Here is a 22,250-nt window from a genome sequence, read left to right as displayed (position 1 = left end):
CCGTGAAAGCCAAGGGATTGAAGGACCTTCTCGTCCGAAAGTTCGACAAAAAACTGTACGAGATCATAGACGAGGATCTTCGTTTACTCGCCGAGATTAAGGATTATACTATCCGTTCCGGGGGAAAAAGAATTCGTCCGGTCCTCCATTATTGTATGTGCCGTATCCTCGGATACAAGGGGGAAAAATACGCGGACGTCGGGGCCATCGCGGAATTGATTCATGCCGCGAGTCTTTTGCACGACGACGTTGTGGACGAAGCGCAGACCAGAAGAGGGGTGCCTAGCGTAGGTTCCCGTTTCGGAAATAAAACCGCTATTCTCGCCGGGGATTACCTTCTCGCATGCGGAATCTATCATTTGAACCGATTGAATTCTCCGGAATTGATGGATATTTTCACCCAAGTGATCAAGGATCTTTCGGTAAGCGAACTCGTCCAGATGGAATGGGAAAGAAACCCCAAGATCGATTCGGACGTATACGATCGAGTGGTCTACGGTAAGACCGCGTCTCTGTTCGGTGCGGTATGTCAGGCTGCGGGAATTCTGGCGGAAGTTCCTAAAAAGAATCTGAAAAAATTGCACGAGTTCGGAATCCGATTAGGATCCTTATTCCAAAAACAGGACGACGCCATCGATTATTTCCAAGCCGGGGACCAGACGGGCAAAGTTCCTCTTAAGGATTTTAAAAACGGATTGTACACGTATCCGGTTCTCCGGCTTTTGGAAAAGGCGGATAAGAACGATAAAAAACTGACTCATTCCTTGTTTGCTAAGGAAGAAAGGAATGAACACGACGAAGTAGTAATCCTTTCCCTACTCAATCGGTACAATATTCGAAAAATGTTGAGTGAAGAATTTCGGTCGGATGTGGAAGAACTTTTGCGATTTTTAAAAGGTTTTCCGGAAACCGAGGAGGGAGCCCTTGTCCGGGATCAATTCAGAAAATTGACCGAAGTGTAAAGAACCCCTCTCCGAAGGACAGAGCCTTCGGCGGGTATTATCCGCCTTTTCTCCGTTAATTCCGGAGAATTCGATCTAATCCGGAATCAATGAACCGCGTTTTTCAAAAGGTGGAAAACGGATCCGGAATGTTGTCGAAGATAGAAAAAATAAGCGTTTGCTGCAAGGCTAATTACCAAAGGCAAAAACTTAAAGAATCGAGTCTTCGCGAAAGAAAATACGATAAAAGCCAGCAGAACCCCGATGACCGGCAATAAGGACCCGACGGTCATCAGAGTATAGAAGATCCAGAAATTAGGAATCTGGTCCTCCGTTTGCACTTTTCTATGCGAAACCGGTTTTGGGTGGCTTTGCAAAGGCATGTGTCTGGGCTCAACGCGTACAACTTTCACTTTTTCCCTAGACTTCTGGTCGTTGTTCAGCGCTTTTTCCATACCTTTAGTTTAAGATTTTTAGGGACAGTTGCAAGTCTCATCCGGAAATTCCGGGATTTTGAGAGAGAGAATTAGGCGGAGTAGCGGGGTTAAATAAAAAGTAATTTTATCCGATTTAGGGAGAAAAAGAGTCTAATATAAGCAAAATCGCGGATTTCAAAAAATCGTTTTTTATAGCATATTATCTCTGTTAAACGTTTCCCGAGTTCCTCTTTTCGGTTTTTACTGGAACGGAGTAGGGATCGGTAAGGAGTGATTTTCGGGGAAGAAGAACGGGACAGAGTTTCCCAAGCACGGCAAGATACATAGAATCCGGCGAGTATGAGGGCTGCCTGAAAGAGAGAGGGCAGCCCTTTTTTTTCTTATGGGGTCGTGGTAGTGGAAGTTCCTGCAGGAACGGAATTACTCGTGCAATTTACGTCGCCCTTAATGGACACGCCTACTCCGGCCACCGATTGCGTGTTAAAGCATTGTTGTCCGTTTTGGGTATAACACATACTCGAAGAAGTGGCGGAAGTACAATTAATGAAATCAACCGTATAACATTGAGTCAACGAAAGTCCCGCACTTCCTGTCGAGACCACATTCCCCACCAAATCCAGAGTGACGGTTAGATATGATAGTGCTTGGCTTCCGGAAACGGAAGTATCGATCGGGACTCCGCTTCCTCCCCAAGTAATTTTTCCGTAATTCGCGACCAAAGGTTTTGCCGTTAAACTTCCGGAGTAGGAAAAGCCTTGCTGTGAATCGATTTGCCCTTGGTTTTGGGTGCTATCGTACAGAAACTTCAAATAGATATAGTCTCCGGTGGTATAATAGAGTCGGCTAATGACCGTAAATTGGGTATTCGTTCCCGAGCCCGAACTAGAGGTCGTAGTCGTGGTCGTTGTAGTGGTTCCCGTCGAGGAACTTGCGGAATACGGGGAGCCGGTTCCACAGTTCGGAGTTTTGCTTTTGTCCAAGCTCCCGTGAATGTTAAACGTAACGGAGCCGTCCGAGGCAGTGACCGTAAGATCGGTTTTTGTGGATTGGTGGTGTTCGCAGGCTTGGGTAAAGAAAAGTAGGGCTGCAAATAGGAATGCGGCTAAGACGGACTGTCTGCCAGCCCGGAGATTCGTCGGAAAGGATCCCATAGTTCTAGTGTCAATCATCGGTAAAGTAGGGTCAAGAATGAAATCGCAGTAAATAATCCCGACTGAAATTCTTAAATCGGACCCGAACGAAGGGAGTACGGTTCCTTTTTGCAAAAGATTTTTCGGAATAAAAATCGGGAGTTCGATGGATTATGTCCGAATTTTACGGTTAGGATCGATCGTATTGCATTGTCGATTTAGAAGCTTGTCTCGGGAAGGGGAATCTGCTTTCTTGAGAATAATCAGGACGGTTCCCATGAAAATACACAAATACGATTCGATTCCGGACGTGGTGGAAATCGGCGACGGAATATTCAAAACCGAAATTCCGCAACCCTTCTATTCTCCCAATAATATCTATATTCTCCCGGACGGGGAACCCACTTTGATCGACTCAGGTTATCTCGCGCATTTGGGGATGTTACAAAGGGCGTTGAAAAAAATCGGGTTAAGCCTGAATAAGATAAAACATATATTTTATACGCACAATCATTTGGATCATATGAGCGCCGTTCTTACGATCCGTTATTATACCGAGGCGAAATTGTATGCAATGAAAGGAATGGCGGCAGGGATCGGAAATTATCTGGAATATGTGGAAGTATTTAACCGAGCGACCAAAAGGCTCGTGTATAAGGGCCATCGTTCTCCGGACGATAGAAAGATGGAACTCGCAAGAGTCGAAGCCGGCAACGAAAACCTCAAAAATACTCTGATGCGGGGAGATAGAATCGATCCGATTCTGAAATTCGACGTGGAATTGGTGGAGGGAGATGTGATACATGCGGGTGGGAAAGAAATCGGATTTCTGCAAACTCCCGGGCATAACCTGTGGCACCTGACACCGTATATATTGGAGGAGAATATCTTTTTTACCGGCGATCTGGTGTTACAGAATATTTCCTCCATCTACGCCGAGATAGACGGAAATCTGGAGGACTATTACAAATCTTTGGATCGTATTTCCAAGATGTCCATCCGTCGCCTTCTTCCCGCTCACGGTCCCGAACCCGAGGATCCTAAGAAAGCGATCAAGTTGTTGTACAAAACCCTGCAAATCCTGGAGAGAGGAATCATACGCAGATTAAAGGAAAAGGAATACGATCTTTCCAGTCTGACTCTGGAAGCGATGGGGGAAAAGGTCGCTAATTCAGGTTATTATAATACTGCAATGGCGATTTTGCATTCCATGGTACGAAAATTCGTCGAAAGAGGCTGGGTGGAAGTGGTCGAAACGGAACCTCCGTACGAAACCTACAAATGGATCGGAGATTCTAATATATGATTGCGGAACGAAAAAGAGGACTCATTCTTTTTCCGGCACTACTTCTCCGTAAAAAGGAGTCTGCTTCAATTTCATGTTGTATGCTTTTATGAACAGAAGTTCGAGATGCGTCACGTCCTCACGATTGTATCTTAAAAGCAGATCCAAGGCCTCCATATCGTCGTATTGCACGTACTGCCACCATAATCTCACCGCGTCTGCTCCATTGACTTCGAAGGGAAGATCCCTTGTGATCCCTAACGCCTTTTCGCAACCTTTCAGCCCTCCTCGATAGCCGAGACTTCGCAATAGATACATCAGATCGAAGTGACGGTTTCTGAATCTTTTGCCGAATTCCTTTTCTAAAAAGGGGACGTCGAACGCCACTCCGTTGTAACTCACGAAAATATGGGAAGATAGGACCTTGTCAGGAAAGTCGTCCATGTCCCGGCCGCGCAAAAAGTCCTGAAAGTGATTGCCGTCGTAGGTTCCTACTACGGTGATGAAATCCTCTTTGGATAAACCGCTGGTCTCTATGTCTATATAGAGAAGTCGGGATCGGACCGAAGGAAAGAGCCTCCATTTTTGCTCGTTAGGTAAAGCGAAGAAAAAATAATCCCAGTTTCCTCTCGCGAATTCCTTTTTGGAAAACTCGAGAGAATCCAATACCAATCTGGAATATGTGTCCTCCTGGTTCTTGGAACGAACCAGGAATTCTTCCTTAAGGGAATCCCAATCTAGGATCCCTTTCTCCCAATACTTCCGTTCCTCCAGGATATCGATGCCGGGGAGATGGCAAAAAGTATGTTTTAACAAACGGATTCCTCTATGATTTCAGACGTTCCGAGCGGAGTCCGTATCCATACTCTTTCGCCCGCTTTTTCGAAAAAAATCCGCTAAAGGAAAGGAAAAAAGGATAAGAAAGGAATATAAGTAAAACGGGATATTCCCCCAGCGTGAATAAAACGTGTTGCCTTCCTCCGAAAGACGAGTGACCGGCAATAAGATCGCTCGATTCCCGATTTCGCCCGATTCGATCGGAATAGAAAGATTGCGTCCGTACGGATCGATCGCGAAAGAGATTCCGCTGACCGCAGGGCGGACCAAGCTCAGACCGAACTCGATGGCGCGAAATTTCGCGGTCCCCGCATGTTGCCAAGCTTCCGTTTTGGAGGAAAACCAAGCGTCGTTCGTAGGATTTGCCAGAAGCGTAAAGACGTCCTTTTTAGCCTCTCGGACAGAGTCTCGAACCAAAGATGGGAACATTGCCTCGTAACATACTAACGGAAGGATCTGGTACGCGACACCTTCTTCCTTGGAAGGAAATCCGAGGAAATCGCTAAAGCGCTCGGGGGTTTGGATTTGGGCGATTTCTTCCTGAGTAGGGGGAGAAGGGCGAACGCTTCTTTGAAACGACCGGAACCCTAATAGCGGAACGGATTTTTCGCCGGGAATATATCTGGATGTTTCGCGGAAAAGGGAACGTAGAAAAGGGAAAGAGGATTCGAAGGGAAGGTATTCTCCGAAGGCTAAGAGACGTCGCTTATCATAACGCGTAATTTGTCCCGTCTCGGAGGACAGTAATGTCACTTGGTTTTTTAGGCCGTTTCGGAATTGATTCAACTCGTTGTACAGTAGATCGGCTCCCGTTTTTCGGGTAAGATACAGAGTCAATCCGTGGAAAGTGGGCGAATAGGATTCGTTAGGCGTTCCCGCTTCGCCCTTGTCCGTCCCGTGAAACGGAACGGCGGATTCCGGTAGAAAAATGATGTCCGGAGGCGGATGATTCTCTAGGGAACCCCTGAGCGCCATCTCCAGATTTCTACTCATCGCATGGCCTAGGTATTCCGGGTTTTCCGCGTATTCCCGTTTGGCGGGAGCGGTATTCGGTTGGACCAACAAAGCGGACAGTTTCAGATATCCGTCTTCGGTATTCGGTGTGCTCGACGGAACCTTGTATTCCGGGGCGGTCAAGAGTCTGTATGCGCCCAGAATCCACACGAAACTTAGGATCGACGCGGCAACGGTTCCCGCTTTTTTTCCGCTTTTATCTCGGAACAGAGCTAAGCCGGAACTCCCGAAGAGCAGGAAAAAGCCCGTGCCGTATATTCCCGTGACCGCGGCTGCCTGCGAAAATGCAAGACTTCCTTCCGCTAAATTCCCCCAGTACCAGGGGAACAACTGGGGAGTGATCATGTCCGCAGCCACGGCGCATACGGGAAAGAGAAGCCAGCGGATAAGAATAGAATCGTCGCTATATATTCTATATTTAGAATATACTTTGAGGCAGATTTTCCAACCGTAAAAAGCGATCGGTAATTTGATATGCGAGAAGATTCCGTACACGAAGAAAAGGAGCCAAGAAATAAAGGTGCCCGCCCCTGAAATCGCGGATATCGAGGAGGGGATCCAAAAGAATACGGTAAGGTTGACGAGTTGGGAAAGGAAAAGAAACCAATAGATTTGAAAGCGGAGCGGCCAATCTTTCAATTCCGTAAAAAGAAGGAAAGCGCATAGGCCTCCCCCGATTCCGGCGGGAAAGAACGCGAACGGTTCCATCCCGAAGAGGAGCCCGAGGGAGAGTCCGAGAGAGTATAGAAAAGGACGAACAGGATTTTTCGGAAGAAAAATCATTTCGAGTTCAGTCGTTTCTGTTCCGCTTCGTACGCTTTTCTACGACCGTATTCCTCCGCTTCCTGCGATCCCAGTATTTTGGTCCTTATAGCGGAAATTGCCTTATCTCGATCCGCAGGTTTTGCGTTCGGATTGGCTCTGAGCCAGGCTTGCTCCTCTCGATCGGTTTCGGTTTCCTTACTTTTTTGGGCCTCGATATCCTTATAAACCTTTTCTATCCTATCCGCTCCGTCTTTGCCGAAGTATTTTTCCCTGATCGAGCGGAGTTGAGGATCCTTCTGAACCGCCGAAAGCTTGTTCATATCGTTTTCCCGAAGAAAAAGTTCCGTTTCGTACTTATTGAATTTGGGCTCCCGCTTTACCACCGCGTCGTAGTAATTTCCGTATACCGCTTTTCGATAATCCTCGTAACGGCTCAACCGTTTGTCTCCGGACAAATTCTTGGTCTCGCTCATAAAATCGGAGAGTCCGAATTGGTACTGTCTTTCCGATTCCTCTAATCCGAAAATCAGCTTGGCTTCCTGGTCGGAAAAAACCTCTCTCCTTTTCTTTTTGATGAGTTCGTAAGCTTCGTCCTGTTTGATGTCCCGCGGTAATTCGTAGGATCGCAGCACCTGTTCATATGTGAGATACTTTCTGAACATGGCCATCAGCTTTTCTCCCGCCGCTCCAGGGTAATGGTCCAGTAGGAAAGCCTTTACCACTTCGTTGCATTGATCGATGGTGTAGCCCGTCGGGCAACGTCTTCGCAACGCCCATAATTCCGAGACTAAATCCAGTTCTCCGTTCGAGGCGAATTTCATGATATCGTCGTAAGATAGCCATTCGCCGTCCTTATAAATGCTGCGTGAAGTATCCATTACCTCGGGATTGAGGATCAATTCTCCCGATTCATTGCGGGAGACGGTAAAACCGTCGGAGTCTTCCGCGTTGGAGCCGTGATTTCCCCGTTTGGAGGAAGGTTCCCAAACGATAAAAATAACGAGCATTATTAAAAAAGCGCCGACTAGGATCAGCCGAACTTTAGGGGGGATTTGTTTGAGTCGTTCTAACATGTTTTGATTCCCGTTCGAAGCAATGAAAGTATCTGCGAGCCCTACGCTGGCAAGAGGTTTTTGAAAGAAAAAACAATGGAAGGGAGACTCCTGTTCCCGAAACTATCCATGTGCCCCGTCCGATTTTATATTACCCGAAAGGAACTGCAGGCGCAGATGCGATTTTTTCGCGGTTTAGAAAACTTGAAGTTCGTCCGTATTCCAAGGAGAATTTGGAAGAAATCGCTTTTTTTGGTCCCGAAATTCTAGTGGCAAACACAAGGCTCGAGGTAAATTCCGAAACGTTTCGCAGGTTTCCTAGCGTTAAAATCTTTGCGACCGTCAGTTCCGGAAACGATCACGTGAATTTTTCCGATCTTAAGAATGAAGGCAGGGTATTTCTGAATTCTCCCGGTTGCAATGCCGGCTCGGTCGCCGAATACTGTTGGGCGGCCGTATCCTATTTTCTTCCCATCGAAGAGATAGGAAAGAGATCCGTAGGAATCGTAGGGTATGGAAATACCGGCAAGGCGTTCGCATCCATACTTAAATCCGAAGGCATAGAATACGCATACCATGATCCGTATGTAAAAGAAAACTCGGTTTCGTTAAGCGAAATCTATTCGCGGGGGATCGTCAGTTTTCATGTGCCCTTGACTGTAGACGGACCTTATCCGACGAAAGGGATGTTCGATGCGGAAGACGTAAGGAAGTTGGCGCCGAAGACTTTGGTTTTAAATACGAGTCGTGGCGAAATTTGGGGAAGAGGAGCGCTGGAAGAATCGCTCCAAAGGGAAGACCTGTTAAAAGTGATAGACGTATTTTATCCTGAGCCTCCGCGCGGAGAACTTCTGCAAAGATTGGTATCTAGTAAAAATAGCGTTTTTACTCCGCATATCGCAGGTTACAGCCAGAAGGGGCGGCTCACAGGTACGTATCGACTAGCTGAAAAATTATGCATTCTTTACAAAGACGACCCGCTCCCCCCCATGGAAGAATTTTTGATTTCCGATAGCGAGTGGAAGACGAAAACCTTTTTAGAAAAGGAAGACACGCTCCTTCGAGAAGCGTGGAAGAACGGCGACTGGGAATATTTCGAAAGAAGAAGAAACCATTATCCGGTGCGGATGGACGGGGTCTAGGGAAGAGAGGCTATTCGGGGTGAAGGCCCCACCCTGCTCTGGGTGGGGGCCGGTGCGGTGGTACCCGCCCCTTCGCGCGCCCTTCGATCGCATATCAGAAATTTCTCAATTCGACAAGAAAGTTTTTGGGCAAATTCTTGTAGGAGGTCCCCACAAGAAAGAATGGAAAAAAGAAGTTGTAGAAAGGAGCTTTTTATGATAGAGCAACGGACGACAATTGGCCCACGAGCCCACCGCCTCCACCCGAACCTGGGTGGGGGCCGCCAAAAGAAAATCCTAGTACAGTTCTAGTCCGGCACTATGCCTATTTCACTAGGGTTTTCTCCGTCGGAAAGAGCAGGTATTTCGGTCTCACGTTGACTAAGATATCGTCCAAAACGAAAATTTCTCTACTTCCCCTTTTTCGTTCGAAAGGCGCTTCATACAAAAAACCTAAAACTTGGAATTCGGAACGGACATATGCTACAAGATCGTCCTGGCGGACCTTCCGACTTACGTCAAGATCGATCACCTTCCAGCCGGAAAATAGAAAATGAGTAATTAATAATTTCTTTATATCTAATGTGGAATCCCGAACTAAAAGGAAAAGGGATCCTCCTCCTTCGTTTGCATAAATATGAAAACGAAAATCCTTGACAAAGTCGGTCGTTTTCCAAGGTTTTTGGAATCGTATCTCGAAGGATTGGTTTTTTTCGGCGGTTACTTCCACAAAGAGGGACTTGGTGGAGTTCCTTTCCGGAGTTCTTAGAACGGAGGAAATCCGTATTTCCGGTAAAAATTCCTGCCCGAGTTTCGATTTTATATTTTCGGGTCCGAATTCTTCCGTTTCGAAATCCTGAACGAGTATTTCGTTATAGATACGCGGATTTTCAGTTGCGGAATTTTGGGAAAATACGGGAAAAGCGACCGCCAGCAAAAGGACCGTCAATATTTTCGTTCGTCGAACTCTTTTCAAGATACGCGTCCCTATTCAGAGTATCGACTTTCTTTCGGATTTCCGATTCGAATTCGCCGGACTATAGATAAAAACAGTACGCGGCAGAGGCGTAAATTCGAGGAAACACCTTCGCTGAAGTGTTTTGTTATTCGAAGAGAGCGAAACGGTACGGAACCGATTTTACCTTGATGGATTTTTTTCGTTCCGAAATCTTACCCTATGATGAACCCGGAAGAAGATCCTTTTATGCGGATTAAAACGGAGTTTTCGGATGCGTTTCGAACCGTGTTTCGGGAATTTTTCGGGGATGAAAAGGATCACCAATACGAGTTGTACGAATTAAAATCGGAGGAATCGGGCCCGAAAGGTGATTGGGCTACCTTTACCGTCCGAAACGCTTTGGGTGGAAGGGCCGTCGTTTTTCGTTTCGATCCCAAATCGGAGGAATTCTATGCTATGCTGAAAGTGCAGGTTTTTCCCGGGGAAGAAGATTGGAATTTGGATTCTTTTTTCGAAAAAAACGGTTTCGTAAAAGCAGATTTTTGGGATGTTAAGAACTCGGCCGGAGAATGGCTCTTTCACTCTCTCGCCAGACATTATCTGGGTACTATATTCGTCTTTTGTCCTCGAATCTTAGAACCGGATTATATATTGGAATAGGGATTTGCCCGGAGGAACGTTGGGGTCGGAAATAGGTGTCATCGTCTTACTAGGATTGTTTGTCGGCGTTCTTTACGGTCTTTGGGTAAAGAAGCGCACGGCAAAATGAGGAAACCTTCTGATCGAGTGAAGTCCGAGGGTTAAAACGCGCGCGTTCGTCTTGGATTCGGAACCGACGGACCGATGATCGAGAAAATTCTTTATAAATCTCTAAATTACTTTTTCCCGATTCTTTGCGGAATGTGCGGTAGGGAGGATTTTCGTTCCGTCCGAAGCGGTCTATGCGGGATTTGCTCCAGGCAGACGTCCGGAATCTGGAGAAAAAAAGGGTGTCCGACCTGCTCCGGAAAAACGATGGATGGCGTTTGCGATTATTGTACCTCAAGAAACGTTTTCTTTACCGAAGCACGGTATCTCCGGGAAAGGACGGATCTTCTAGCCGAAGTCCTAAATAAGATCAAAAGCAGGTACGAATATCCTCTTTCCCTGTTTCTATCCATCGGAGCCAAGACAGCGTTGCAAAGTTGGGGAAATCGAGGGATCGACGCTTGCCTTCTTCTTCCGAATTCTTCTCCGGGACGGTTCGGTTCGTTTTCTTTGCGGCCTTTTTCTCCAATTCGAGAGCTGCTTTCTATAGCGGAAAAAACCCTCGGACTTCCTCGGATAGATCCGTTGTTCAAAAAAAGCCGATCTAGACAGGCTGGAAAGAGCTATGCGGATCGATTTTTCCACGCAAGGTCTGCCTGGGAAATTCGCCCTTCCTGGCAAGGACGCTGTCCATCCAAGTTGCTCTTATTGGACGACGTTTTTACGACCGGGGCAAGCGTAAACGAGGCCAGCAGGATCCTTCTGGAAAACGGAACGAAAGAAGTGTATATTTTAACGTATCTCAGGACGATAGAATGATCTTGACGTAACTATTTATCCGTTTAGTATGGAGTGCTCCAAGTGGTTCGGAAGATTTTACACATCGATATGGACGCATTTTACGCGTCGGTAGAGCAACGGGATTTTCCGCAATACCGGGGTAAGCCTCTCGTAGTGGGCGGTCCTCCGAATTCGAGAGGAGTGGTATGCGCCGCGAGTTACGAGGCTCGAAAATTCGGAGTACGTTCCGCAATGCCTTGTTCCCAAGCGTCTAGACTTTGTCCGGAAGCGATTTTCGTGACTCCTAGATTTTCGGTGTATCGCGAAATCTCGAACGTAATTCGGAATATTTTTTTAGAATATACCGACTACGTGGAAATGCTTTCTTTGGACGAGGCTTTTCTTGACGTAACGGAAAATAAATTGGAAATCCCCTATGCTACGGAAGTCGCCAAGTCGATTCGAGCCAGGATCCGCCAAGAGACGGAACTAACCGCTTCCGCAGGAGTAGGAATAAATAAATTCACCGCAAAGGTGGCGACGGATCTTAAAAAACCCGACGGATTGACCGTGATCCGACCCGAAGATACGGAGACTTTCGTAGCTTCCCTGGATGTGGGACTTTTTCCGGGGATCGGTAAGGTTACATTAAAAAAAATGCATGCTCTGGGAATTTATACGGGAGCGGATTTAAGGAATCGAAGCGCCGAGTTTCTCGTCCGAAATTTCGGAAAGGCGGGGCGATGGTATTACTCGATTTCCAGAGGTATCGATACTCGTCCCGTAATACCCCATAGAATCCGTAAATCGCTGGGAGCGGAATCCACGTTCGAATCGGATCTGAGCCGTGAGGAAGATTTGTTATCCGAATTGAGGGAGATCGCCGAAGAATTAGAAAGACGTCTATCGGCTAAATCCTTTCCGGCTAGAACCTTAACCTTAAAGATTAAATTCTCGGATTTCACGCTCAAGACGAGAAGTAGGACTTTATCGATTCCTCCTTCTCGTTCCAAGGAATTTTTCGATCTAGGAAAGGAGCTATTGGAAGAGTTCTTGATCGGAGACGGAGCAGTCGTTTCTCCGATCCGGTTGCTGGGCCTGAGCCTATCCCACCCCGAATCGGACTCGCAAAACGAGGAAGAGTTCGCGGGTTCCTTGTTTCCGGAAACGGGCTAGTCCGCAAACCTTTCCAAAATTTCCAGAATCTCCTTACCGTACTGCTTCACTTTCGCTTCCCCCATTCCCTTAATCAACATGAGATCTTCGAGGTTCGCTGGCTTTTGCGTTGCGATTCGGATAAGTACGGGATTTTGCAGAACCATGAATTTCTTCCATTTCTTTCGGCGGGCCGTTCGGTCCCGGAAGTTTTTCAGTTCTTGGACGATCAGCTTGTCTCCTGTCGGCGGCTTCTTTCGGGGTTTGTCGGAAGAGCCTTCCGTTTTTCGGAGAGTAAGTACGGGCTTTCCGTGAATCGCCGGAGTAAGTTTCGGATATTTCTCCCCTTTTACCAGAATCTTTTTGGCGGATAACCAATCCTCCAGTAGTTTGAAAATGGATTCTTCAGCGACGTGGGCCAGGCTCCCGTAAAATTTCGATCTATCCAAACGCCTACGTAGCACATCTTTCGATTTGGAACCTCTCAATGCGCCTGCGATGATTTTTTTTCCGAATTTTCCGGGATATTCGTTTAACAAACCTTCTACCGCGAGCGTTTCATTCTGGTCGAAGGCGTGGGATTCCCGGGCCTTTCTTTTTTCGGATTTCGCCTTTTCCCTTTCCAGAAAGTTCGTTCTTCCGGTATCGTCCCCGTCTAGACAGGAATCGCAGACTCCGCAAGGATCGATCTCTTCTCCGAAATAGCCGCAGAGAATTTGTTGTCTGCATCGGGAGGAGGAAACGTATTCTTTGACGTGTGAAAGAAGGGTTTCTCCTCCTTTGTAGTTCGCTTCTTTGGAGAGCAGAAAATTCTGCACACTCACGTCTCCGGTATGGAAGAAGAGCACGCAATCCGATTCTTTTCCGTCCCGTCCCGCTCTTCCCGCTTCCTGGTAATAACTCTCGAGGGAGGACGGAACTTGATAGTGCAGGACTAGGCGTACATTCGGACTGTCCAGCCCCATTCCGAAAGCGTTCGTAGCGACAAGAACGTTCGTTTTCCCTGAGGAGTATCCGTTCTGTGCCTTTTCACGACTACTATCCGTCCTGCCTGCATGATATTTGCCGACCTTGTAACCGGATTTTTTCAGAAGCTCGTAAATTTCGTCGACCTTGGATCTGGTCGCGCAATAGATGATCGCTTTTTCCGAATTTATTTTTGAAAAATTATTATTTTCTAAAATACTAATTAATTCTTTTTCTTTTTCCCGATCAGATTCCGGGTAATGAATGCGGAATCTTAAATTCGGTCTGGCATAGGTTCCCTGGACGTGGACTGGTCGTTCAAGGCCTAGGCTATCGCAAATGTCCTTCTTTACCCTGTCCGTCGCCGTCGCCGTCAAGGCGATCCACGGGATCCGATTCTTGCAGGCCGATCTAAGAACATGCAATTTTCTGTATTCGGGACGGAAATCGTGACCCCACTGCGAAACGCAATGGGCCTCGTCGACCGCCACCAATCCCAGCGGAAGTTTCGGCAGGAGTTCCAGAAAAGATTTCGAAGTGGCTCTCTCCGGGGATACGTACAAAATTCGGATCTTGCCGGTAGCGGCTCCGGAGAGTATACGGATCTGCTCCAGATCGTCCTGGGTGGAATTGCAGTAAGCGGCTTCCAGTCCTCTCCCTTTCAGGGCATCGACCTGGTCCTTCATCAAAGCGATCAGAGGGGAAATCACCAAAGTCAGTCCCTTTGTCTGAGCGAAAGAAGGGAGTTGGTAGATCATAGATTTTCCGCCTCCCGTGGGAAGGACCGCTAACACATCGTTACCGTTCAGATTCGATTCGATCGCTTCCCATTGTCCCGGTCGAAACTCCGAAAATCCGAACGAGGAACTCAGAACTTTTTTCCAACGTTCCCGAATTGGAGAAGAAACCGTTATTTTAGAATCGGGCATGGCTTTTACTCTTTCTCCTTTCCGACGTCCTTTTTACGGATCTCCCTATAGAGGAATCTGGAAGGATGCAACGCCAAGTACAAGCTATTTTCTATAGGTAAGGGCTCGCCCAAAACGAGGGAGACCAAGGTTTCCCCTCCGATTAAGGAGGAAATGACTCCTCTAGATCCGAGACCTCCGAATACGTATAGCCCTCGTAGCGGTTCGATAGGAGGGATCGTCTTGTTTCTATTTTTCGGAAGAGCCGAACCGGTATATGATCTTCTGAATTCCTTCGGTTCCAGAATCTCACCTAGCACTGGAAATCTATCCTTGGTCTGGGAACGGAAACCGACGAATTGGCGTACGACTTCGTATTTTCTCGCTTTCCACGCGCCTTCCCTAAAAAGTTTTTCCGCGTAGTCCAAGAGTTTGTCCCTGTCCTTTTCTCTCGGTTCCGGATCCGCATCGAATTCGTCGAAAGTGGATCCTAAGACTCGGATTCCTTTTTTGGAAGGCGTAAGATAATGCTCCCCGATCATAATAGGACCCGAGCCGTCCGGTATTTCGGAGGATAATTCCAGGAGTTGTCCGCGTACTTTGGATAAAGGAAAAAGACATTCTTCCAAAAGATTTTCCAGCAATGGTTGTATACCTGAGGAATTCGCCAAAATCACGCAATCCGCATCCTCGGGCTTTCCGTCTTCGCGGAATACTTTCCAGGAATTTTCCGACCGTTCCAAACGGGAGACCTTGGCGTTCATCCGAAACACATTCGGATGTTCTAATATACGGGAGACGAATTCCGGAGTTTCCGTCCAAAATCCCTTGCGATAAAAAACCCCTCTCGTTTCTTTTCCAAGATCCGGATATTTTGCATTCGCATTTTCCTCCGGTTCGACGATTTCTTCCGAGAGGCGATGGGAGCGGATCCCTTCTACCATTCTTTCCCAGCTCATTTCCATTCCCGGAAATTGAAGGGTTCCCGCAATCTCGTAGGCTTTTTTGGATAATAAATCTGGATATCTTCGAAGTGAATGGGAAAATCCGCGGAGAGTCCAAAGGCTCGCCGGGCTAGGAAATTTGGTCAAGTTCGGATGGGAGATCGCTTTCGGAATGGAAGAGGCGCGTGAAGGAGGGGCGTCGTCCCATACGGAAACCTGTACGCCTCGTAAGGCAAACGCTCGGGCGATTCCCGCTCCGGCAAGCCCGGCTCCGACGATAATCACTTTTTCCGGCGGCTTCCCTCTCGGATAATTCCGACGAAACGGAAATCCTTCCTGCTCCTTCGGCTCCCGCGAAAAAGTGCCCGCCAACATCTCCTTTTTTTTACCGTAGCCGGGTACTTTACGAATTTCGAATCCTGCGGATTCCATCGAGTCCTTGACAGTTCTAGCTACGGTAAAAGTGGCAAAGGTAGAATCCTTAAGCGCCAAGGTCGAAAAGTGTTTCGTAATGTCCGGACCCCAGAGCTCCGGATTTTTGGAAGGAGCAAAACCGTCCAAGAAGAATGCGTCGAACCTACCCGAACTTTCGGGAAGACATTCTCTAGCGTCTCCGATCCAGAGATCGAGAGCCACGCCCTCCGTTTCGAAAAGAAAATGATTGCAACCCGGAACCAGTGCCGAGTATTGCTTCAGGAAAATTTCGAGATACGGAGTCAGCTCGGGAAAATTCGAGATCGCGGTTCCGATCTCGCCGGAGGTCAAAGGAAACAGTTCGTAGCTTACGAACCGAAGTAAGGAATAAGGATTTCTTCCTTTCGTTTGTTTCCAGAGTTGCCAGGTCGCAAGGAAATTCAGACCGGTTCCGAAACCTATTTCCAAAATGCAGAAACTTTTTTTCTCCGAAAAGGGACCTTCCGTCCATCGCTCGTACAACCTGTTCCCGGATAAGAATACGTGCTTGGTTTCCTCCAAACCGTTTTGGGGAGAAAAATAAATATCGTCAAAGTCGGTCGAGACCGGTGTTCCGTTATCTTTCCATTCGATCACGCCGGTCTTTCTCCTCCGACTTTTGTCGCCTTATGGACAAAGATCTTTCGGCTTCCGTTCAAACCAAGCCGATTTCTAGGGACTTGACTTTCAGATCGAATTCGGAAAATCGTATTTTAGAAGGAGGTCCTGATTCGATGAGCAAACGACCCAAACCGTACGCAATTTCCGTTGCGCCGATGATGGATTGGACGGATCGGCATTTTAGATACTTCCTACGGCTGATCACGAAGAGGACTCTTCTCTACACCGAAATGGTTACGACCGGTGCCATCCTGCGAGGAGATAAGCATCGCCATCTTGCTTTCCATCAGACCGAAAGCCCGATCGCTCTGCAACTAGGAGGGGATCATCCGGAGCACTTGTCCGAATGCGCTCGGATCGGAGAAGAATACGGTTACTCCGAAATCAATCTGAATGTCGGATGTCCTAGCGATAAGGTTCAGGAAGGAAATTTCGGAGCCTGCTTGATGGGGACTCCGGAAAGAGTCGCGGAATGTGTTGCAGCGATGGATTCTGCGACTCGAATTCCGATTACGGTGAAATGCAGGATCGGTATTCCCGGTAAAGATCGTTTGGAGGATTTGTCGGATTTCATCCGTATCGTTTCCGACGCGGGGGCAAAGAGAATTACCGTTCACGCTAGAATCGCCATATTGGAAGGGTTGAGTCCTGCACAGAATCGAACCGTTCCTCCTTTACGCTACGAGGACGTGTACGAAATAAAAAGGTCTTATCCTGATTTGTTAATCGAACTGAACGGAGGGATTAAGACCTTGGATTCCGCATCGGACCATTTGTCCAGGGTCGACGGGGTAATGATAGGGAGAGCGGCTTACGAGAATCCGTTTCTGTTCGCGAACGCGGATCGGATCTTTTTCGGAGAAACGGATTCGCCTAAGACGAGGAGAGAGGTATTCGACTCTATGGCCGAGTACGTTACTAAGCGAACGGAAGAAGGGGAAAAGCCGAGTCGTATTCTGAGGCATCTTCTCGGAGCTTTTCACGAAGTACGTGGCGCCAGGCTTTACCGGCGCTTGCTTACCGAAAAGATGCATCGAAATCCGGAGCCTCGACTCTTACAGGACGCTCTCCGTTTTATTCCTTCCGAATACTTGGACCAAAGACTTGAAAAGGAAATCTCTCGGATAGGATCCGTCTTATAGAACCGGATCTAGACAGGAAAAAGCCTTGCAATCGGTCGTATATTGATTAGCCTTCGCAGCCGAATTGCCATGTTAAAAGTGATCGGGGTCTATCTCTTCTTCGTCCTCTCCCTTTACGCGGAGGCTTCCGTTGCAAAACGCACGCTCTCCGAAGGGTGGACTTTCGAGTCGGCAGAGACGGGTTCCGTGCTTCCGGTTCGGGTCGGAGAAAACCTCGTATCCCAAGGATACAAAACTCCGATCCAAGGGACATATAGGATAGAAATCGAGTACCCGGAAGCAGTTCCGGGTTATACCCAAGGAGTATACTTAGACCGTATCCAATCCGTGGATCAAGTATACTGGAACGGCGTGTGGATCGGAGAAACCGGGAGTCTGGACCCGTACCGACCGGACTGGTTTCGACCCAGGCTATACCCGATTCCGACGGACCTGATCCGGGCGGGCAAAAACATTCTAGAAGTCCGAGTCGCTTGCCGGGAAACTAGGCTTCTCTGTGGAATGTTCCGCAGTGTTCCCAAGATCGGAGATTACGATTCCATTAAGGAAGACCTGATCTATGAGGATCTATTTCAAGTCGTGATCGCCGTTCTGTTCTTAGGAATCTTCGTCCAACAAGCGATCGCTTACCTATTGAATCGATATTCGGACGCCAGCCTGTTCCTGGCTCTATCCGCGATCATCTTCGTAGGTTGGCGGGGAGCCTTGCTGAACAAGATCCATTACATGGGATTTTCCTTCGAATTGGTGGAAAGGGTATTTTATGTCTGTCAAACCCTCTTTCCCTCGTTTCTTTTCCTGTTCGTATACTCCATGTTCGAAAGAAGGCTTGGAATTGTCGCCAAATCGATATTAGGCGGTGATTTTATATTAAGCATATTGCAAATGTTGGGATTCGACCCGGATACTCGGATTTTATTGGTCTATGGATGGGAGATTCTTCTCGGTCTTAAGATTCCCGTGCTGATCGGTGTTCTTGCCTCCCAGTTCCGAAAAAGCGCAGAGGCCACCTTGGTCTTGTTAGGTGCATTGTTCGCGGCAGTTCTCGGGCTGACGGACATAGCGATCGATTTATTGACCGGAAAGAACGAATTCTTTTCCCAATACGGTCTTTTGGTTTTTTTGTTTTCGGGAATTATGGGGATTTCGGTTCAGAATGCCCGGGCGAGATCCGATCTAAAAAGACTTAACGACTCTCTAGAAACTCTGGTTCAAAGCAGGACCCAGGAACTAGAGAAGCAGTACAAGATTTTGAACGAGGAATTTCTGGTCGCGGGAGGTTTACAGTCTAGATTGATTCCCGGACTGGACGGTCAGATCGGAGGACTAAGTGTGAATTCGGTCTATGTTCCTATGGAAAAGATCGGAGGGGATTATTTCGACTTCCATGATTACGGGGACGGCCAGGTGCAATTTTTGTTATGCGACGTGGCGGGACATGGGATCTCGGCTGCGCTGATCGCCTCGATGTTAAAGATCAGTTTTTTGGAATTGGCGCCGAAACACCCGGAGCCCGCGGAGCTTCTAGCTTCTCTGAATTCCCGTATGGTGCCGGTCGTCGAAAAGAATTTCATCACGGCGGTCGCGGCTCTTTTCGATACCAAGACCGGTCAGATCAGTTACTCCTTGGCGGGGCACCCCGCTCCGATACTCATGCGTGATCCTCTTTCCGTTCCTGTTTTTTTAGAGGGAAGAGGACCTATCTTGGGCTGGAGAAAGGAGATTCGCTTAGGAACCTGGAGGCAGGAATTGCGTAAGGGGGACAGGTTCTTCTTTTACACGGACGGCATCACCGAAGCTCTGAATTCCGGGCGGGAAATGTTCGGAGAAGGTCGGCTTCTTGATCTGCTTCGCGACTCTTTCGATCGAAGCCCCCGGAATCTGAACGAAATGATCCTATCCTCTCTCCGCGAGTTTGCAGGTATTCGTTTGCCCGACGACGTGACCTATTTTGCGGTGGACGTTATTTAGATTCCGTGCCATAAAAACGGGACGGTATCTTTTATGCTCGAAACGGTTCAGGTGATCGATTGCGGATATATCGAGGAAGGTTTGGCCTGCGCGTATTTGGTGCGCGAAGGCGATCGGGCCGCCTTTGTGGAGAATAATACTGCGCATGCTGTGCCCAGACTTTTGGAGGCCTTGGATCGACAAGGTTTGAAAAGGGAGGCCGTGGATTATATCATCATCACTCACGTTCACCTGGACCATGCGGGAGGAACGGGGGAATTACTGAGGCACTGTCCGAACGCAAAGGTGATAGCCCATCCGAAGGCGGCCCCTCATCTCATCCAGCCGGATCGGTTGATCAAAAGTTCCATCCAAGTATACGGAGAAGAGGCCTTTTATAAGTTATACGGGAAAATCGTTCCAGTACCGGAAGCATCGGTCATAACTATGAGCGACGGAGAGGAATTGTCCTGGGGAAGTCGCACCTTAAAATTCATCCATACGAGAGGACATGCAAATCATCATTTTTGCATATACGATTCCTTGACGGAAGGGATTTTCAGCGGAGATACGTTCGGAATAGGCTACGGAATTTTCCGGACCGGAAAGGAACCTCTGCTATATCCTTCCACGACTCCTACGGATTTCGACCCGGAGGAAGCCGTTTCCTCGATAGATAAGATTCTGAATACTAAAGCAAAGAAAGCGTATCTAACGCATTTCGGAGTTTGGCCGGACATGAATGCGGGCGCCGCGCAAATGAAGGAAGGCTTGGCCGTTATGAATCATATTCTAATTTCTGCCGGAAAAACGGATCTGGAAGGTGAGTCTTTAATCGGATTTTGTGAAACTAGAGTGCTTTCTTATTTGGAAGATCGAGTGCGCCAATGCGGAATTTCCTACGGAAACAAGGAGCGGATGTTTCTTTCCTTTGACGCAAAAATCAACGCTCAAGGAATCGCGTTTAAGGTGGAGAGAGCTCGGAAGAAAAGCGGTATAGCCCCCTAGATTGGGATTTCTTTTCAGGGAATTTATGCCATCCGGTACAAATTCCGAAATTCATGTTTTTCTTCCCGTTCCAAGATTCCCGTCGGATTTTAAAAAAGGAAATTTTAATTTGCCTTCTCCGATTTTTAGCATGGACTAGGTCCGTGAGTTCATTTTCTTTTCGGCGGAAAAACGAACCTTTACGAAAAATCTTCCTCTTATTGTTGCTCTTCACTTGCTATCTGTCTTGTGCGGACTCCGGAGGAGACGGTTCGAAAGTGAAGGCTCAAAAAGGGGAAATGGACCTTAGCCATGCCAACCTTTGGGGGAATGTGATTCCTTTGAACGGAGAGTGGGAATTCAAATGGGGGGAATTATATTCCCCGGAAAAGGGATGGACTACCTCTTCAGAATACGTTCCGGTACCCGGCGTTTGGCGGGATTATCCGAAGCATTATCCTTTGCTCGGCCATGCTTCCTACAGACTTCATCTAAAGCTGAACGGAGACCAACGTAGTCTCGTACTGAAGATTCCCCGTCTCCAGGGAGTGTATTCCGTCTATCTGGGAAATAGAAAGATTTTCGCGAACGGAATCAACGGAACGGATCCTGCCAGCACTGTTTTTATCGCGCAGCCCGTGATCCGGAACATTCCTATTCTGGAGCGGGAAGTGGACTTGATCGTAAACATTTCCAATTACAGGGGAAATTACCGGAAGGGAGGGATACGTAGCGAATTTCTGGTCGGAGGGGCTAACACACTATTTAGATCGTCCCTCCACGAAGGATTTCGCGAGACGATTCTGGTTTGCGTCATTTTTGCGATCGCGCTCTATCATTTCGTGTTTTTCGCCTCCTATAAAAAGGATCTCGTTCCTGCGTACTTTTCCGGACTCTGCTTTTTGGTTTCCTTTTATTCTTTCATAACTTCGAATATTCAATATTCATTAATTTCAGAGCTTTCTCCGGACCTTCGCGTTCGGATGGAATTTTTTTGCGTGGTTTCCTTCTTTCCCATTCTGTACTTCACGTTAAGGGAAACCTTCCCGAAGCAATTCGGGCAAAAGTGGATGCTATTCTCCATAGCGACGTCCGGAATCTTTATCGCTTGCATTCCGGTTTTAAGCGAAGTGGACGTGATCTCCCTTTATTCGTATTTCATGTATTTCCCTCCGATTTACAGCGCGATCCTGTTTTTCGGAATGGTGGGCGCTTGGAGAGCGGGAGAAAAGAGGGCCAAGAAAGTCTGTCTTTCCTCCCTGATTCTCGCCGCCGCGATGATCAACGACGTATCTTATGGATTGTTCGAAGTTTACGTCCTTTTCCCTTATAGCTTTCCTATCGCATTGGTCGCCTTCATCGTCTTCAATTCCTATCTAATCTCCGCTCGGTTTACGGAGGACCTGGAGGGTTCCAAGGACTTTGCGGATCTCCAGGTGAAATATAACGAACAACTAAAGCATTCGGCGGACGAAAAAGCCGAAGCCGTCCTGGAAATCGATCGTGGCATGGATTCGGATTGGAATTCCCTTCTTTCCGAATTAGAGAGTCGGGAAAAAAGCGATCGTTCTTTTAGTCGTTTGAAAAACGAAATGAGCGAGGCCAGGACCAGCGTACGAGACATCGTGTTCCTGATGAATTATCAGGGAAGCAAGGCCGATTTGATCGAACAGGAATTCCGGAATTTTTCCCGGAACAACTCGGAGTTTCCTTCCATCGATTCGGAGATCCGGGACGTGTCCGAGGCGATGCGCATAGACCAATGCCTCCACGTCCATCGGATCTTTTCCGTGGTAGTCAGAGAGATTCTTAGGAAAGGCTCTTCCGATACCGTTCATGTATTTTGGGGAAAAGAAAAAAAATCGGCCCTGCTCCGGATTTCCCAAGGAGGATTTGAAATCATGGGAGAAGATCCTTTCGGATCGGCCATTTCGGAGATACGAATGAGAACCGAAAAATTACAGGGACGTTATGTTCTCTTGAATGAAAAAGGAAGATTGGAGTTCGAACTTCGGGTTCCTTTGGAAAAATCCGAATTTGCTCCCGATTAAAACTCG

At 47.7% G+C, this 22,250-nt stretch carries 18 protein-coding genes; 10 read left to right on the top strand and 8 right to left on the bottom strand.

Features of this window, described 5'->3' with window-relative positions; translation table 11 throughout:
- Positions 1 to 2 precede the first annotated feature (2 nt).
- A complete protein-coding gene (locus EHO61_RS02200; RefSeq protein WP_135812549.1) occupies positions 3 to 962 on the top strand; it encodes a polyprenyl synthetase family protein in 960 nt (319 codons plus the stop codon).
- An 86-nt stretch (positions 963 to 1,048) separates the two neighbouring features.
- Here the strand turns inward: EHO61_RS02200 and EHO61_RS02195 are convergent, their stop codons facing one another.
- Both EHO61_RS02195 and EHO61_RS02190 read right to left on the bottom strand, forming a co-directional pair.
- Entirely contained in the window at positions 1,049 to 1,396 is a 348-nt protein-coding gene (locus EHO61_RS02195) for a hypothetical protein (RefSeq protein ID WP_135812007.1), read from the bottom strand.
- 362 nt (positions 1,397 to 1,758) lie between these two features.
- Complete coding sequence (locus tag EHO61_RS02190; protein WP_246031972.1) at positions 1,759 to 2,547, bottom strand: LIC10920 family plasminogen-binding lipoprotein; 789 nt, start codon at positions 2,545 to 2,547, stop codon at positions 1,759 to 1,761.
- A 238-nt stretch (positions 2,548 to 2,785) separates the two neighbouring features.
- Here EHO61_RS02190 and EHO61_RS02185 point away from each other — a divergent pair, with 238 nt between their 5' ends.
- Positions 2,786 to 3,814, top strand: a complete 1,029-nt coding sequence (locus EHO61_RS02185) for an MBL fold metallo-hydrolase (protein ID WP_135812006.1) — start codon at positions 2,786 to 2,788, stop codon at positions 3,812 to 3,814.
- Between the two features lie 21 nt (positions 3,815 to 3,835).
- Here EHO61_RS02185 and EHO61_RS02180 read toward each other — a convergent pair whose 3' ends face one another.
- The 3 genes from EHO61_RS02180 to EHO61_RS02170 are packed head-to-tail and all read right to left on the bottom strand — an operon-like array spanning position 3,836 to position 7,482.
- Positions 3,836 to 4,609, bottom strand: coding sequence for a ribonuclease H-like domain-containing protein (locus tag EHO61_RS02180; RefSeq protein WP_135812005.1), 774 nt, complete (start codon positions 4,607 to 4,609; stop codon positions 3,836 to 3,838).
- Positions 4,610 to 4,627: 18 nt separating this feature from the next.
- Positions 4,628 to 6,427, bottom strand: coding sequence for an apolipoprotein N-acyltransferase (locus EHO61_RS02175; RefSeq protein ID WP_135812004.1), 1,800 nt, complete (start codon positions 6,425 to 6,427; stop codon positions 4,628 to 4,630).
- On the bottom strand, positions 6,424 to 7,482 hold the full coding sequence (locus tag EHO61_RS02170) for a lipase secretion chaperone (RefSeq protein ID WP_135812003.1): 1,059 nt from the start codon (positions 7,480 to 7,482) through the stop codon (positions 6,424 to 6,426). Before EHO61_RS02170 ends, EHO61_RS02175 begins: the two co-directional genes overlap by 4 nt.
- A 104-nt stretch (positions 7,483 to 7,586) precedes the next feature.
- Here EHO61_RS02170 and EHO61_RS02165 point away from each other — a divergent pair, with 104 nt between their 5' ends.
- A complete protein-coding gene (locus EHO61_RS02165; protein WP_167884801.1) occupies positions 7,587 to 8,603 on the top strand; it encodes an NAD(P)-dependent oxidoreductase in 1,017 nt (338 codons plus the stop codon).
- Between the two features lie 304 nt (positions 8,604 to 8,907).
- Here the strand turns inward: EHO61_RS02165 and EHO61_RS02160 are convergent, their stop codons facing one another.
- Positions 8,908 to 9,558 (bottom strand): hypothetical protein, encoded by a 651-nt coding sequence (locus EHO61_RS02160; RefSeq protein ID WP_246031971.1) that lies wholly within the window; start codon positions 9,556 to 9,558, stop codon positions 8,908 to 8,910.
- Positions 9,559 to 9,762: 204 nt separating this feature from the next.
- Here EHO61_RS02160 and EHO61_RS02155 point away from each other — a divergent pair, with 204 nt between their 5' ends.
- From EHO61_RS02155 to dinB, 3 genes are all read left to right on the top strand, one after another.
- Positions 9,763 to 10,200: a hypothetical protein gene (locus EHO61_RS02155; RefSeq protein ID WP_135812546.1), complete on the top strand. Its 438-nt coding sequence runs from the start codon at positions 9,763 to 9,765 to the stop codon at positions 10,198 to 10,200.
- A gap of 354 nt (positions 10,201 to 10,554) precedes the next feature.
- Positions 10,555 to 11,106, top strand: a complete 552-nt coding sequence (locus EHO61_RS02150; RefSeq protein ID WP_246031970.1) for a ComF family protein — start codon at positions 10,555 to 10,557, stop codon at positions 11,104 to 11,106.
- A gap of 42 nt (positions 11,107 to 11,148) precedes the next feature.
- Positions 11,149 to 12,243 (top strand): DNA polymerase IV, encoded by a 1,095-nt coding sequence (dinB, locus tag EHO61_RS02145; RefSeq protein WP_135812000.1) that lies wholly within the window; start codon positions 11,149 to 11,151, stop codon positions 12,241 to 12,243.
- Here dinB and EHO61_RS02140 read toward each other — a convergent pair.
- Both EHO61_RS02140 and mnmC read right to left on the bottom strand, forming a co-directional pair.
- Positions 12,240 to 14,117 (bottom strand): RecQ family ATP-dependent DNA helicase, encoded by a 1,878-nt coding sequence (locus EHO61_RS02140; RefSeq protein ID WP_135811999.1) that lies wholly within the window; start codon positions 14,115 to 14,117, stop codon positions 12,240 to 12,242. The genes dinB and EHO61_RS02140 overlap by 4 nt on opposite strands.
- A 5-nt stretch (positions 14,118 to 14,122) precedes the next feature.
- Positions 14,123 to 16,090, bottom strand: a complete 1,968-nt coding sequence (mnmC, locus tag EHO61_RS02135) for a bifunctional tRNA (5-methylaminomethyl-2-thiouridine)(34)-methyltransferase MnmC2/FAD-dependent 5-carboxymethylaminomethyl-2-thiouridine(34) oxidoreductase MnmC1 (protein WP_135811998.1) — start codon at positions 16,088 to 16,090, stop codon at positions 14,123 to 14,125.
- 137 nt (positions 16,091 to 16,227) lie between these two features.
- On the opposite strand from mnmC, the gene dusA reads away from it, so the two are divergent.
- From dusA to EHO61_RS02115, 4 genes are all read left to right on the top strand, one after another.
- Entirely contained in the window at positions 16,228 to 17,256 is a 1,029-nt protein-coding gene (dusA, locus tag EHO61_RS02130; protein WP_135811997.1) for a tRNA dihydrouridine(20/20a) synthase DusA, read from the top strand.
- Between the two features lie 69 nt (positions 17,257 to 17,325).
- Positions 17,326 to 19,227 (top strand): PP2C family protein-serine/threonine phosphatase, encoded by a 1,902-nt coding sequence (locus EHO61_RS02125; RefSeq protein ID WP_135811996.1) that lies wholly within the window; start codon positions 17,326 to 17,328, stop codon positions 19,225 to 19,227.
- 33 nt (positions 19,228 to 19,260) lie between these two features.
- A complete protein-coding gene (locus EHO61_RS02120; protein WP_135811995.1) occupies positions 19,261 to 20,214 on the top strand; it encodes an MBL fold metallo-hydrolase in 954 nt (317 codons plus the stop codon).
- A 257-nt stretch (positions 20,215 to 20,471) separates the two neighbouring features.
- Positions 20,472 to 22,244 (top strand): 7TM-DISM domain-containing protein, encoded by a 1,773-nt coding sequence (locus EHO61_RS02115; RefSeq protein ID WP_246031969.1) that lies wholly within the window; start codon positions 20,472 to 20,474, stop codon positions 22,242 to 22,244.
- Positions 22,245 to 22,250 lie beyond the last annotated feature (6 nt).

The sequence above is a fragment of the Leptospira fluminis genome (genome assembly GCF_004771275.1).
In the GTDB taxonomy this organism is placed as follows: Bacteria; Spirochaetota; Leptospiria; order Leptospirales; family Leptospiraceae; genus Leptospira_B; species Leptospira_B fluminis.
The sequence above is the reverse complement of the archived record's forward strand: the minus strand, read 5'-3'. Positions and strand labels throughout refer to the sequence as shown.